Raw genomic sequence first — 13437 nt, 5'->3', positions numbered from 1 at the left:
ATGAGGGGAAACGGCATGCCATTGGATTGGGACAAGCTGCGTATCTTTCACGCGGCTGCCGAAGCGGGCTCGTTCACGCACGCGGCGGATAAATTGCATCTGTCCCAATCCGCGATCAGCCGCCAGGTCAGCGCTCTGGAGCAGGACGTCGGCATCAAGCTTTTCCATCGCCATGCCCGCGGCCTCATCCTCACCGAACAGGGCGAATTGCTTTATCGCACCGCGCACGACGTTCTCCTGAAGCTCGAAACGGTCAAGATGCAACTGACCGAAACGACCGACAAGCCGAGCGGCAAGCTGCGCGTGACGACCACCGTCGGTCTCGGCCAGGGCTGGCTGACCGATAAAATCCAGGAATTCCTGCAGCTTTACCCCGATATGTCGATCCAGCTCATCCTCGACAATGAGGAGCTGGACGTGAACATGCGCCATGCCGATTGTGCCATCCGCCTGCGCCAGCCGCAGCAGTCGGATTTGATCCAGCGCAAGCTCTTCACCGTCCATATGCATGTCTACGCGGCGCCCTCTTACATCAACCGCTACGGCGAGCCGCAGTCGGTGGAGGCGCTGGACGAGCATCGCATCATCAGCTTCGGCGAACCGGCGCCGAACTATCTGCTCGACGTCAATTGGCTGGAAATTGCCGGCCGCTCGTCGGACAACAAGCGCATTCCGCATCTGCAGATCAACAGCCAGACATCGATCAAGCGCGCCTGCCTACTGGGCATCGGCATTGCCGTACTGCCGGATTATATCGTCGGCCGCGACCCAGGGCTCATTCAGCTCGCGATCAATGCCGACGTGCCGTCATTCGACACCTATTTCTGCTACCCAGACGAAATGAAAAACGCAGCCAAACTCAAGGTATTTCGGGATTTTATCGTCGCGAAGGCGCGAAACTGGAACTTTTAGTTGAGCTAAAGCTCTGCGAAACAAGCCTTTTTTGCCGTAATATATCTGTCACGCGTATGACGCATGGCTGATATGCACAAAACAGAGTTGAAGCCTGCCCGTTTAACTACCATATCGCACATAGCTGATGCACATGGTGGCTTTTCCTCCCAGTTCCACCGCATTGGCTGTTCCCCTCTGGAGGTTTTTAACCTTCATACCTATAGGGCCCTGGTTGTTACCGGTGGCCCTTTTTTTTGCCTTTTTGCACTAGAATTCGCAAATGCATAACTGCCATGCACAAAAAAGCATTGCGCACTGCACAAATTAGCATCATACCGCACGTAGCTGATGCACATGGTGGCTTTTCCTCCCAGTTCCAGCGCAGCAGCTGTTCCCCTCTGGAGGTTTTTGACCTTCACACCTAATAGGGCCCTGGTTTATTCCGGCGGCCCTCTTTTTTTGCCTAAATTCTGACCACACCGCCGAAGTGCCTTGCGCGAAATAATTTGCTGCAGCGCACCTTGATATATCGAAAATCGACGATACATGAATCGCTGATTTGCGATATACTTGTGGTGATCGCCATGGATAGAACTGAGATACTGAAGGCATTGGCTCATCCGGCCAGGCTTGAAATCCTCAATCAGCTCAAGGATCCGCATACACATTTCCCGACCCAGGAACATCCGCTGGAACTGGGCGTCTGCGCCAGTCAGTTCGAGCGTTGCGGCCTATCCCAATCCACCGTTTCCGCCCATCTCGGCACGTTGCACCGCGCCGGCCTGGTGACTACCAAGCGCATCGGCCAATGGATATTCTACAAGCGCAATGAGGAGACCATCGCAGAATTCCTAGCAACCTTGCAGAAGGAGCTTTGATATGCCGCTTGCTCTTTTCGTTCTGGCGCTGAGTTCCTTTGCCATCGGGACGACCGAATTCGTCATCATGGGCCTGCTACCCGAAATTGCCGCCGAGCTGCCCGTTAGCATTCCGCAAGCCGGCTGGCTGGTCACGGGCTACGCTCTGGCCGTGGCGATCGGTGCGCCGATCATGGCTCTCTCGACGGCGCATCTGCGTCGCCGCTCGGCGTTGATCATGTTGATGGGCTTCTTCATTCTGGGGAACCTGCTCTGCGCCATCGCGCCCGGCTATTGGGTCCTGATGATCGCCCGCATCGTCACAGCGCTTTGCCATGGCGCCTTCTTCGGCATCGGTTCGGTGGTCGCTGCAAGCCTCGTCAGCGAGGACCGCAAGGCTCGCGCCCTCGCATTGATGTTTACCGGTCTGACGCTTGCCAATGTACTCGGTGTGCCCCTCGGTACCGCGGTTGGCCACGCCTTCGGCTGGCGAGCGCCCTTTTGGATCGTCACTCTGCTTGGCGTCGCTTCGCTCATCGGCCTGGTCTCTGTCCTGCCCAAAGGCGAAGTCCTTCAGGGCAATCTTATCCGCGAACTCTCGACGCTCCGCGGTCTCAGCCTGTGGCTGGCGCTGCTGACTACCGTATTCTTCTCCGCAGCCATGTTCGCGCTATTCACCTATATTGCACCGCTGCTGCGCAACATCACTGGCGTTTCGCCGCGATGGGTGACCTTGACGCTGCTGTGGATGGGCATTGGCCTGACCGTCGGCAATCTCATCGGCGGCAAGCTCGCGGATTGGCGGCTCGGCGCCACGCTTGCCGGCACCTTCGCGGCAATCGCGCTGACTTCGGCCATCTTCAGCATCACCAGCCACTCCTTCATTCCAGCCGAGATCACCCTCTTCCTATGGGCTGCGGCAAACTTCGCCGCCGTACCGGCGCTGCAGATCAACGTCGTCGGTTTCGGCAAGGAAGCGCCCAACTTGGTGTCGACCATTAACATCGGCGCCTTCAATACCGGCAATGCGCTCGGGGCTTGGGTCGGTGGCGTCGTTATCGATGCCGGCTTCTCGCTGTCGCGGGTGCCCCTCGCCGGCGCTGGCATGGCCCTCCTCGGGCTTGCGACCGTCGGGCTGACCCTCGCGACCGTCAGAGCAAAGCGCGCCCCACTTCCCTCTTCTTAAGCCTCTCCTTCAACACTTCCCCCTCTGTGCAACACGAAAGGACCTTTCATGAGCAAACTCTTTGAACCGACCAAGCTTGGCGATATCTCCCTTGCCAACCGCATTGTCATGGCGCCGCTGACGCGCAATCGTTCTCCGAATGCGGTGCCGAACGACTTGAATGTGAAATACTATGCCCAGCGCGCCACCGCCGGCCTAATCATCACCGAAGCGACCGCCATCACCCATCAGGGCCAGGGCTATGCCGACGTGCCCGGTCTCTATACCCAGGAAGCTCTCGACGGCTGGAAGAAAGTGACCGACGCCGTGCATGCAAACGGCGGCAAGATCGTCGTGCAGATGTGGCATGTCGGCCGTATTTCCCACACGACGCTGCAGCCGAACGGCGGCAACCCTGTCTCCTCCACCTCCAGGCGCGCCAACGCCAAGACCTATCTGGTGAACAGCGACGGCAGCGGCGCTTTTGCCGATGTCTCGGAACCGCGCGCTCTTGAGGCCTCTGAAATTCCAGGAATCATCGAAGACTACCGCAAGGCCGCTCGCGCCGCGATCGAAGCCGGTTTTGACGGCGTCGAAATCCATGGCGCCAACGGCTATCTCATCGACCAGTTCCTGCGCGCCGATGTGAACGATCGCACCGACCAGTATGGCGGCTCGATCGAAAACCGCGCCCGCTTCCTCTTCGAAGTTGTGGACGCCGTCACCAAGGAAGTAGGCGCCGGCAGCACCGCGATCCGCATCTCGCCGGTAACGCCATCAGGCGATGCCAGCGATCCGCATCCGCAGGCGCTCTTCACCTACGTCGTCGAAGGCCTGGCGAAATATGGTCTCGCTTATATCCATGTCGTCGAAGGCCAGACCGGCGGGGCTCGTGACTTCCTGCCCTTCGACTATGACGCCCTGCGCGCCGCGTATCAGGCTGCGGGCGGCAAGGCGGCCTGGATGCTCAACAACGGCTATAATCGCGACATGGCCATCGAAGCGATCGAAAGCGGCATGGCTGATGTCGTTGCCTTTGGCAAGCCCTTCATCTCAAACCCGGACCTCGTTCGCCGGCTGAAGGAAAACGCCCCGCTCACCGCACTGAACCCGGCAACGCTCTATGGCGGCGGCGCAAACGGCTATGCCGACTACCCGACGCTGGACGAAGTGGCTTAACTTGCGTCGCTTCGGTCATGACAGAAAATCCCGCTGCAAGGCGGGATTTTCTTTTTGATGATAGCCGTTAGACTATCCCACATGTTTGATCCCTACCTGAAGCGCTGGTCGCTCACGCCGGACGGCGATGCGATCGTCACCCGTTCCAGCCACCTCCTGCCGGTCATCTGGCGCGGCCTGCCCGCAATGCTGAAGGTGGCGCTCGATATAGACGAGAAGCTCGGCAGTCAGGTCCTGCGATGGTGGGGCGGTGACGGCGCGGCAGAGGTTTATGAACACGATAGCGACGCCGCACTTCTCGAACGGGCGACCGGACAAGGCTCGCTGCTGACGATGGCGATGAAAGGCGGTGACGACGAGGCGAGCCGGATCATCTGCCGCACGGCCGCAAAGCTGCACGCGCCCCGGTCAACGCCGTTGCCGGATTTGGTTCCCCTCGACCGCTGGTTCCGCGAGTTGGAGCCAGCGGCGCGCTCCCATGGCGGCATTCTGACCACCTGCGCCGAGATTGCCCGTCACCTTCTCGCCGATCAACGCGACCTCACGGTGCTGCATGGTGATATCCACCACGAGAATATCATGGATTTCGGCCATCGCGGCTGGCTCGCTATCGACCCCAAGCGCGTTCATGGTGAACGCGGTTACGATTTCGCCAATACCTTCTGCAATCCGGAACTTCCCATCGTCACCGCCCCAGGTCGCCTGCAGCGGCAATTGCCGATCGTCTGCAGCGAAGCGAGACTGGAGCCGAAGCGGATGCTGCAATGGATCATCGCCTATGCCGGCCTCTCCGCCGCCTGGTTTCTCAGCGACGGCGATACCAGGAATGCGGAGTCGGATTTTGCCGTCGCCGGGATAGCGCTTGCCGAACTCCAGACCTGACAGTGCTCCTCATCGCGTCGGCAAACAGCCAATTGCCACAAGGCTCGTCTTCACCGCTTCGTCGATCGGTGTGTGCGGCTCTTCGCCGAGCACAGCCACCAGCCTGTCATTTTTCATCTGCAGCGGTACTTTCCAGAGATAGCACATTTCACGCAGCTCCTTCATCAATGGCACGAAGGGCGCTGCAAGCGGCAGTATCCACCAGGGAAAAGATTTCACCTTCACCTTATGTCCGACCGCCCGCTCGATCGCACCGATCATCTGCCGGCCGTCACCATCCCAATGGCCACGCATGTGATAGACGGCAAAAGTGGGAAGCGCGTCACCCTTCTCGATCAGCCGGATCATCGTTTCCGCCACATCGGGCAGATAGGCCCATTGATGGCCGATGCCAGCCCTGCCCGGATTGGTCACCGATGTCACCGGCTTGCCGGGTTTTACAACGCCCTGCGCAAACCAGCTATTGGTGACGCGCCCGCCGAAGAAATCCCCGGCGCGGAGAATAATGACCGGCGTGCCGGCCTCTGCCGCCGCCTTCAGACGCCGCTCCATTTCGACGCGGATTGCGCCCTTGCGCGTCTGCGGATGCTGCGGGCTGTCCTCGGTCACATCGGGAAGAACATCTGGCCCGAAATTGTAGACCGTACCCGGCAGCACGATCCTCGCGCCGACCGCTTTCGCCGCTGCGATCGTGCTGTCAAGCATCGGCAGCACCAGTTGCCCCCAATTGCGATAGCCGGGTGGATTAACGGCATGCACGATAACGTCGACGCCATCAGCTGCCTTCAACACGTCGCTCGCCTGCATCGCATCGCCTTGCACCCAGTCAAAGCCGGGCTCGCGGCGGGCGGCCTCGGCTGCGTTACGGTTCAGCGCCCGGATGCGCCAGCCACGGGCGGCAAGCCTGCGGGCGGCGGCGCCGCCGATGCCGCCCGTGGCACCTAGTATGAGAGCGGTCTTTCCGTTGTTCATCTGCTCAATCATCGTCATCTCCATCGGTTGATGGGATGACTATGCCGCGCAACCGAAATAAACGAAATTGCCAAAAAATCTGCACATGCTATACAAAAATCTATGGCAACTTCATCGGAACCAAGCTGGGATTTCTACCGCACCTTTCTCGCCGTGCTCCGTCACGGCTCGCTTTCGGCCGCCGCCCGAGAACTCGGCTTGACCCAGCCCACCATCGGCCGCCATATCGACGCGTTGGAAGAAACTGTCGGCACCGAGCTTTTCACACGCTCACAACAAGGCCTTCTTCCGACGGACGCGGCTCTTGCCCTCAAACCCTATGCGGAAACGCTGGCCAGCACGACCGCCGCCCTGCTACGCGTCGCCTCCGAGGCACGCGATCGCGTCAGCGGTACCGTCCGCGTGAGCGCTAGCGAGGTCATCGGTGTGGAAGTACTGCCGCCAATCCTGGCCGAACTGCAGGCTATCCATCCCGATCTTATCGTCGAACTCTCCGCTTCGGATGCGGTGGAGGACTTGTTGCAGCGAGAGGCGGATATTGCCGTGCGCATGGTCGCGCCCACACAGGATGCGCTGCTGGCGCGCCATGTGGGCATTATCTCCCTCGGCTTGTTTGCGCATCGCAACTATCTAGAGCGATATGGCGGGCCCAAAAACATTGCGGAGTTGCGCCACCACAAGCTGATCGGTTTCGACCGCCAGACCGCTTACATCCGCACGATGTTGAAGCGCTATCCCCTGCTCGACGGCATCTCCTTCGCCTTCAAGTCAGATCACAGCATCGCTCTGCACAACGCATTGCATGCCGGCGTCGGCATCAGCTTCTACCAAGTGCCGCTTGCGAAAAGGGATGGAAATCTTGTCCGGCTACTGCCCGAGATCGAGCTGTCGCTCGACACCTGGGTCGCCATGCACGAGAACCTGAAAACGTCGCCGCGTTGCCGCGTCACGTTCGATGCGCTGGTGGCCGGGTTGCTGGACTACATTCGCAGCTAGGCGCCGGGAGCCGTATCGACGGGCGGGAAACGCACCTTGCCATCGACGACCTCGGTTTCCGGCCGGTCGCCTCCATCGGTATATTCTTCGTGCCATTTGCCCCGCTCGTCCTGCCAACTGATCTCGGCCGAATCGCCGCCGACCTGCTGCTCCGCAGCCACGATCCTGGCCGCCTCAACCGCTTCAGAATGAGTTGGAAATGCCTCGGAATAGACTTCGCCGAAACGATATGCCCATCCTCCATCATGTGGCACAATTTCGTAAGTGACCTTGACCATTCACAGCCTCCTTCTCATCTGCCAAGACCTTAAGCTCCGAGTGCTACCCGGCAGGACCGCGGTCCATCTCAGACGATTTGCAAGGATGCCGCGATATTGGGTTGGGCAGACCGATCGGGATAGTATTCCATTAAACGGCGCGGACTGCAAATCTTGTCATCCACGCGCATGCTTGATGTGAGAAATCATTGATTTAGACTGCGAAAGTGAATCCGTGCGAAAGGTAAGGACTTGGCAATATCGAGCTGGCTGAAGCAGGAAAAGTTCCTGATCATCGCATTTGCAATCGCTGTGATCGCTTATCTCGGTGAGCACGCGGTGCTGGATATGGGGCAGGTCGCATCGCTGTTGGCCGCCGCCGCATTGATTGCAACCATCGTCCTTGTCTCGATGCGTGTCGCTCACCACGCCGAGATTTTGGCCACGAAAGTCGGCGATCCCTACGGCACGATGATCCTGACGCTGTCGGCCGTCGCCGTCGAAGTGATCATGCTGGCAATCCTGATGGGCGGCGAAAGCTCGCCGACGCTCGTGCGCGATACGATCTATTCCGCCGTCATGCTCGACATCAACGGCATTCTTGGCCTCGCCGCCCTGCTCGGCGGTCTGAAGCATGGCGAGCAGCCCTATAACGACGATTCCAGCAAAACATACGGCGTGATGATCCTGACCGCGATGGCCATTTCGATGATCGTGCCGGAATTCATCCCCGACGCGAAATGGCACTATTACTCCGCTTTCACCATTATCGCGATGATCGCGCTCTATGCGTTGTTCCTGCGCATGCAGGTGGGCAAGCACAGCTATTTCTTCAGCTACAGCTATCCACGCAACGAGAAGAAACAGGGCGCTCAAGAGGATCATCATGACGAAGGCTCCACCGCGACTTCCATCGTTACGATCCTGCTCGGTGTCGTGCTGATCGGCGTTCTTGCCGAGTTCATGTCCGCCTTCATGGATGTCGGCCTCAGAGGTAGCGGCGCGCCGCCGGCGATCGCCGCCATCGTGGTCGCCGCCATTTCCGCCGCACCCGAAATCCTGACGGCATTGCGCGCGGCATTGCGGAACCGCATGCAAGCGACCATCAACATTGCCATGGGCGCCTCGCTTTCGACGGTCATTCTGACGGTGCCGGTCATGGAGGCGATCGCGCTCTATACGGGCCAGCCCTTCGTCATGGCCATGTCGCCGGTCCAGACCGTGATGATCATGATCACCCTCATCGTCGCCGCCATCAATCTCAACGACGGCGAGACCAATGCCATCGAAGGCATGACGCACTTCATTCTCTTCGCCACCTTCATCATGCTGACGGGATTGGGGCTTTGAGAATAATTTCAGAAGGTTATGATTGATTACGGAATCAAAGCAACAGAGAACTGAATCTCTTGTTGAAGATGCAAACCATCAAAATTTAAGAGCTAAAGGATGGTCCGCCAGCATCCGATCGACCGTTGCAAACTGCATATCGTCGGCTTGGCATTGAGCAAGCAGAAGACGGTCGAAGGGATCTCGGGTTTCCGGTTCGGGATCAACGGCGAATACCGCGTGACGAGCATCGATCGGCAGAACCGAGATACGCAGCGCCGCCAGGGCGCCAGCAATATCCGCAAGTGGCATGCCGGGATCCAATTTACCCAGTCTGGTCTTAATCGCAATCTCCCAAAGGCTGGCTACACTGACAAAGCCGATGGTTACTTGCTCGTCGAGCAACTTTGCAATCGCCGGATAGCGCCTGATGACATCATCCCGGAGGACTGCCAATACAATATGGGTATCGAGCAAGAGCCTCATTTCTCAGGCAGAGGCTTCAGCAGAAAATCCTCTGGTAGAGGATCGTCAAAATCGTCAGCAATGAACGGGACCGGGTTGGTGATCCCCCTTGCACGAAGATAAGCCCGACCGGCTTCCCAATCTATGCCGCCACGCGGCCGGTGTGGAACCAGATCGAAAACGGGCTTGCCATTCCGAGTAACGACAACAACCTCCCCTTCCTCGACCTCGCGGCCGAGTTCGGTCAGGCGATTTTTTGCATCACGGATCGAAACGGTTTTCATAACACGAATGTAGCTACATGCAGCTACATGGTCAACGACAGGCAAAGAAAAAGCCCGTCGCTGCAGACGGGCCTCTCATTCGTCGTAGCCGCGCTTACTTGCAAGCTGCGCAGAAGCGCTGGATGCGGCGGCAAGCTTCTTCGAGAAGCTCTTCCGAGGTCGCGTAGGAAATGCGGAAGTTGGGGCCAAGGCCGAAAGCCGAACCGTGCACGACGGCGACGCCTTCCGATTCCAAGAGTTCCGACACGAAGTCTTCGTCCGTCTCCATGACTTTGCCGGTCGGGGCGGTCTTGCCGATCAGGCCGGCGCAGGAGGGGTAAACGTAGAAAGCGCCTTCCGGAACCGGGCAGGAAATGCCCTTTGCCTGGTTCAGCATCGACACGACGAGATCGCGGCGGCCTTCGAAGATCTTCTTGTTGCGCGGAATGAAATCCTGCGGTCCGTTCAGCGCTTCGACGGCAGCCCACTGGGCGATCGAGGTCGCACCCGAGGTCTGCTGGCCCTGGATCATGTCCATGGCCTTGATGAGCTGCAGCGGGCCAGCGGCGTAACCGATGCGCCAGCCGGTCATCGCATAGGCCTTCGAGACGCCGTTCATCGTCAGCGTGCGGTCATAGAGGCTGGGCTCGACTTCGACCGGGGTGGCGAATTTGAACTCGCCATAGGTCAGGTGCTCGTACATGTCGTCGGTCAGAACCCAGACATGCGGATGCTTGACCAGCACGTCCGTCAGTGCCTTCAGCTCGGCATGCGTATATGCAGCGCCCGACGGATTGGACGGCGAGTTGAACATGAACCATTTGGTCTTCGGCGTGATCGCCTTCTCAAGATCGGCAGGCTGCAGCTTGAAGCTATTTGCCTGTGTCGTCGCGACGAAAACCGGGGTGCCGCCGCACAGCGCCACCATTTCCGGGTAGGAAACCCAGTAAGGCGTCGGGATGATGACTTCATCGCCGGCATTCAGCGTCGCCATGAAGGCGTTGAACAGGATCTGCTTGCCCCCGGTGCCGACGATCGTCTGCTCCCAGGTATAGTCGAGATTGTTCTCGCGCTTGAACTTGGCGGCGATCGCCTTGCGCAGTTCCGGAATGCCGGAAACCGGCGTGTACTTCGTCTCGCCGCGGTTGATCGCGTCGATAGCGGCTTTCTTGATGTTGTCAGGCGTATCGAAATCCGGCTCGCCTGCGCCGAGGCCGATCACGTCACGGCCTTTTGCTTTCAGCTCGCGCGCTTTCTGGGAAACGGCGATGGTGGCAGAAGGCTTTACACGGGAAAGAGCGTCGGCAAGAAAGGCCATGATGATCGGTCCTAATCGGTTGGAAGTGGGCAGAAAGCCTGTGGACCAGATTTCTGCGCTAAGCTCTATGTCGAATGTAGACCGCCGTTTCAAGCACAAAGGCGTCACAGTGACGTTATTTCGGAAGCCGCAGACCGCGAGCCACACGCCATCGTTGGGCTGCCACACGTCAGCCATTTTCCGCAACGAAGCTCAGCTACACGCTCCGGCTGAACAGAGCGATGGAAAAGCGGTCAGATGCGAACGCTCTGTCCGGCGGCTGAATCATTTTGTGAAGCGGCTGATTCAAACTCTCAAGTCGACGGAATTTCTTCACGAAAATCATACAGATCGTTATACATCTTGATTGCCACAAATTAGCCTTAACAAATGCTTTACGGCGCCGCAATTCGGTCCTGAAGCAGCCCGCTTCCCACACTCTTATCGTGTAATCGCAGCCAGTCACGCAGGGGGGTAACCATGTTTCTGGATGACGAATGCACAACCGAGCGCCTGCGGGCGCGCAATCTTCTTTCTTCTTTCTCAATCGCGATGACCGTCTTGGCCGCACTGGCGGCGATGATGCTCAGTCTCGTCACCGCCGCACACGCTGAAATCGCGGATCAGCAGGGCCAATCCGGCCAGCAGCTTGCCGGCCTTATTCGCCCGAACGACGTCAACAGCGGCTCGCTGCTCTTCCCGTCCAAAGAACCCGGCTATTATGTCGAGGCGCCGCGCCTGAAGACGGATGTCGAGGTCGACGTCACCGGCCCCGTTTCCCGCGTGAAGGTCACGCAGCGGTTCCAGAACCCGAGCAAGGGCTGGGTCGAAGGCACCTACGTCTTCCCGCTTCCGGACAATGCAGCCGTCGACACGCTACGTATGCAGATCGGCGACCGCTTCATCGAAGGTCAGATCAAGCCGCGCGAAGAAGCCCGGCAGATCTATGAGGATGCCAAGGCGCAGGGCAAGAAGACGGCGCTGCTCGAACAGCAACGGCCGAACATCTTCACCAACCAGGTTGCCAATATCGGCCCCGGCGAAACCATTGTCGTGCAGATCGAATACCAGCAGACAGTCCACCAGTCGGCCGGCCAATTTTCGCTGCGCTTCCCGATGGTCGTTGCTCCCCGCTATAACCCGCAGCCGATCGTCCAAAGCGTCGAGTTCCACAACGGCACTGGTTTTGCCGTGCAGGACCCGGTGCCGAACCGGGAAAAGATCGAAGCCCCAGTTCTCGATCCGCGCGAAAATGCCAAGATCAATCCGGTATCGTTGACGGTCAATCTGAAGGCCGGCTTCTCTCTCGGCGAGGTAAAATCCGCCTCTCACGAGATCAATGTGATCGAGAATGGCGAACAGAGCCGCACCATTTCGCTGAAAGGCGACTCCGTGCCCGCCGATCGCGATTTCGAGCTGACCTGGAAGGCGGCTCCCGGCAAGGTGCCGAGCGCCGGCCTCTTCCGAGAGGTGAAGGACGGTAAAACCTATCTGCTGGCCTTTGTCACGCCGCCTTCGGCGCCGGATGCAACGACCGAGCAGCCGAAACGCGAGGTGGTTTTCGTCATCGATAATTCCGGCTCCATGTCCGGCCAATCGATCGAACAGGCCCGTGCCAGCCTGGCGCTTGCGATCTCCAAGCTGCAGCCGGACGACCGCTTCAACATCATCCGCTTCGACGACACGATGACTGACTATTTCCACGGGCTCGTCGCCGCCACGCCCGATAACCGGGAAAAGGCGATCGCCTATGTCAACGGCCTGAATGCTGCCGGCGGCACGGAAATGTTGCCAGCACTATCGGATGCGCTCCGCAATCAGGGACCGATCGCCAATGGCGCGCTCCGCCAGGTCGTCTTCCTGACCGACGGCGCAATCGGCAACGAGCAGCAACTCTTCCAGGAGATCAGCCAGAACCGCGCCGATGCCCGCGTCTTCACCGTCGGCATCGGCTCCGCTCCGAACACCTACTTCATGACCAAGGCCGCCGAAGTTGGCCGTGGCACTTACACCGCCATCGGTTCGCAGGATCAGGTGGCCGAGCGCATGGGCGAGTTGTTCGCCAAGCTCGAAAATCCCGCCATGACCGACATTGCGGCTAGCTTCGACAATGCCAAGGCCGGCGATATCACACCCAATCCGATGCCCGACCTCTACACCGGCGAACCCGTCGTCCTGACAGCCGAGCTTTCCGACGCGCAGCCGAATGGCAAGCTGCAGATATCGGGCAAGACCGGCGCCCAGCCCTGGCGTGTCGATATGGACATTGCCGGCGCTGCCGAAGGCAAAGGCATTTCGCAGCTTTGGGCGCGCCGCAAGATCGATGATATCGAGGCCCGCGCCTACGAGATCCAGGATCAGGGTGCGCTGGACAAGCAGGTCGAAGCGGTGGCGCTCGCCCATCATCTCGTCTCGCGCGTCACCAGCCTCGTTGCCGTCGATGTGACGCCTTCACGCCCCGTCGACCAGCCACTTGGTTCCGCCAAGCTGCCGCTGAATTTGCCGGCCGGGTGGGATTTCGGCAAGGTCTTCGGCGAAGGCGAAGCGCCCATCACGGCGCCTGGCGGCGAACACAAGGCCTCGGTTGAACCTATGGGCCCGGCAAATGAACAGGCCGAAGCGGATCAGGCTGACATGAACAGCGCCACGCTCCCTAAAAGCGGATTAGCAAAGCGACAGGCAGCGCTGGCAAGCCAGATTGCCGCCGCGCCGACACCCGCGACCGCCGGCATGATCGCCCGCCAGGCCACCGCGAGCGTCAACCTGCCGCAAACGGCAACACAGGCCGAGCGCAACATCATGATCGGCCTGGCCCTGCTCCTTGCCGCGACGATCATGACAGCACTCATGATGCTACGCCGCCGCATGTTTGCACGGTGAC

At 59.3% G+C, this 13437-nt stretch carries 13 protein-coding genes; 8 read left to right on the top strand and 5 right to left on the bottom strand.

What is annotated here, in order from left to right:
* Positions 1-15: 15 nt before the first annotated feature.
* The 5 genes from QDY28_RS00885 to QDY28_RS00865 all read left to right on the top strand — a co-directional run bounded on the left by QDY28_RS00885 (position 16) and on the right by QDY28_RS00865 (position 4977).
* Positions 16-912: a LysR family transcriptional regulator VtlR gene (locus QDY28_RS00885; RefSeq protein ID WP_028751630.1), complete on the top strand. Its 897-nt coding sequence runs from the start codon at positions 16-18 to the stop codon at positions 910-912.
* 566 nt (positions 913-1478) lie between these two features.
* Positions 1479-1772, top strand: a complete 294-nt coding sequence (locus QDY28_RS00880; RefSeq protein ID WP_331379829.1) for an ArsR/SmtB family transcription factor — start codon at positions 1479-1481, stop codon at positions 1770-1772.
* Position 1773: 1 nt separating this feature from the next.
* Complete coding sequence (locus QDY28_RS00875; protein ID WP_331379828.1) at positions 1774-2937, top strand: MFS transporter; 1164 nt, start codon at positions 1774-1776, stop codon at positions 2935-2937.
* Positions 2938-2985: 48 nt separating this feature from the next.
* Positions 2986-4095, top strand: coding sequence for an alkene reductase (locus QDY28_RS00870; RefSeq protein WP_331379827.1), 1110 nt, complete (start codon positions 2986-2988; stop codon positions 4093-4095).
* A gap of 81 nt (positions 4096-4176) precedes the next feature.
* A complete protein-coding gene (locus QDY28_RS00865; RefSeq protein ID WP_331379825.1) occupies positions 4177-4977 on the top strand; it encodes an aminoglycoside phosphotransferase family protein in 801 nt (266 codons plus the stop codon).
* A 9-nt stretch (positions 4978-4986) separates the two neighbouring features.
* Here QDY28_RS00865 and QDY28_RS00860 read toward each other — a convergent pair whose 3' ends face one another.
* A complete protein-coding gene (locus tag QDY28_RS00860; protein ID WP_331379823.1) occupies positions 4987-5961 on the bottom strand; it encodes an SDR family NAD(P)-dependent oxidoreductase in 975 nt (324 codons plus the stop codon).
* Between the two features lie 90 nt (positions 5962-6051).
* On the opposite strand from QDY28_RS00860, the gene QDY28_RS00855 reads away from it, so the two are divergent.
* A complete protein-coding gene (locus tag QDY28_RS00855; protein ID WP_331379819.1) occupies positions 6052-6945 on the top strand; it encodes a LysR family transcriptional regulator in 894 nt (297 codons plus the stop codon).
* On the opposite strand, the gene QDY28_RS00850 is transcribed toward QDY28_RS00855, so the two are convergent.
* Positions 6942-7223, bottom strand: a complete 282-nt coding sequence (locus tag QDY28_RS00850) for a DUF2188 domain-containing protein (RefSeq protein ID WP_028751637.1) — start codon at positions 7221-7223, stop codon at positions 6942-6944. The genes QDY28_RS00855 and QDY28_RS00850 overlap by 4 nt on opposite strands.
* A 231-nt stretch (positions 7224-7454) precedes the next feature.
* On the opposite strand from QDY28_RS00850, the gene QDY28_RS00845 reads away from it, so the two are divergent.
* A complete protein-coding gene (locus QDY28_RS00845; protein ID WP_331379817.1) occupies positions 7455-8552 on the top strand; it encodes a calcium:proton antiporter in 1098 nt (365 codons plus the stop codon).
* 78 nt (positions 8553-8630) lie between these two features.
* Here the strand turns inward: QDY28_RS00845 and QDY28_RS00840 are convergent, their stop codons facing one another.
* The 3 genes from QDY28_RS00840 to QDY28_RS00830 form a co-directional block, all read right to left on the bottom strand.
* Positions 8631-9017 carry a type II toxin-antitoxin system VapC family toxin gene (locus QDY28_RS00840; protein ID WP_331379815.1) on the bottom strand — a complete coding sequence of 129 codons (387 nt, stop codon included), beginning with the start codon at positions 9015-9017 and terminating at the stop codon, positions 8631-8633.
* Complete coding sequence (locus tag QDY28_RS00835) at positions 9014-9280, bottom strand: type II toxin-antitoxin system Phd/YefM family antitoxin (protein WP_331379813.1); 267 nt, start codon at positions 9278-9280, stop codon at positions 9014-9016. Before QDY28_RS00835 ends, QDY28_RS00840 begins: the two co-directional genes overlap by 4 nt.
* A 94-nt stretch (positions 9281-9374) precedes the next feature.
* Positions 9375-10577, bottom strand: a complete 1203-nt coding sequence (locus QDY28_RS00830; protein WP_331379811.1) for a pyridoxal phosphate-dependent aminotransferase — start codon at positions 10575-10577, stop codon at positions 9375-9377.
* A gap of 459 nt (positions 10578-11036) precedes the next feature.
* Between QDY28_RS00830 and QDY28_RS00825 the strand changes: the two genes are divergently transcribed.
* Positions 11037-13436, top strand: coding sequence for a marine proteobacterial sortase target protein (locus tag QDY28_RS00825; RefSeq protein ID WP_331379809.1), 2400 nt, complete (start codon positions 11037-11039; stop codon positions 13434-13436).
* The last annotated feature ends 1 nt before the right edge of the window (position 13437 follow it).

Origin of the sequence: Rhizobium sp. BR 362, from assembly GCF_036528765.1 — a bacterium.
Taxonomy (GTDB): Bacteria; Pseudomonadota; Alphaproteobacteria; order Rhizobiales; family Rhizobiaceae; genus Rhizobium.
The sequence above is the reverse complement of the archived record's forward strand: the minus strand, read 5'-3'. Positions and strand labels throughout refer to the sequence as shown.

Bases quoted from the DNA above. Each gene is read 5' to 3' on its own strand.
- QDY28_RS00825 (WP_331379809.1), top strand. From the start codon at position 11,037: ATGTTTCTGGATGACGAATGCACAACCGAGCGCCTGCGGGCGCGCAAT.
- QDY28_RS00840 (WP_331379815.1), bottom strand. From the start codon at position 9,017: ATGAGGCTCTTGCTCGATACCCATATTGTATTGGCAGTCCTCCGGGAT.
- QDY28_RS00885 (WP_028751630.1), top strand. From the start codon at position 16: ATGCCATTGGATTGGGACAAGCTGCGTATCTTTCACGCGGCTGCCGAA.
- QDY28_RS00880 (WP_331379829.1), top strand. From the start codon at position 1,479: ATGGATAGAACTGAGATACTGAAGGCATTGGCTCATCCGGCCAGGCTT.
- QDY28_RS00860 (WP_331379823.1), bottom strand. From the start codon at position 5,961: ATGATTGAGCAGATGAACAACGGAAAGACCGCTCTCATACTAGGTGCC.
- QDY28_RS00835 (WP_331379813.1), bottom strand. From the start codon at position 9,280: ATGAAAACCGTTTCGATCCGTGATGCAAAAAATCGCCTGACCGAACTC.
- QDY28_RS00870 (WP_331379827.1), top strand. From the start codon at position 2,986: ATGAGCAAACTCTTTGAACCGACCAAGCTTGGCGATATCTCCCTTGCC.
- QDY28_RS00875 (WP_331379828.1), top strand. From the start codon at position 1,774: ATGCCGCTTGCTCTTTTCGTTCTGGCGCTGAGTTCCTTTGCCATCGGG.
- QDY28_RS00855 (WP_331379819.1), top strand. From the start codon at position 6,052: ATGGCAACTTCATCGGAACCAAGCTGGGATTTCTACCGCACCTTTCTC.
- QDY28_RS00865 (WP_331379825.1), top strand. From the start codon at position 4,177: ATGTTTGATCCCTACCTGAAGCGCTGGTCGCTCACGCCGGACGGCGAT.
- QDY28_RS00830 (WP_331379811.1), bottom strand. From the start codon at position 10,577: ATGGCCTTTCTTGCCGACGCTCTTTCCCGTGTAAAGCCTTCTGCCACC.
- QDY28_RS00850 (WP_028751637.1), bottom strand. From the start codon at position 7,223: ATGGTCAAGGTCACTTACGAAATTGTGCCACATGATGGAGGATGGGCA.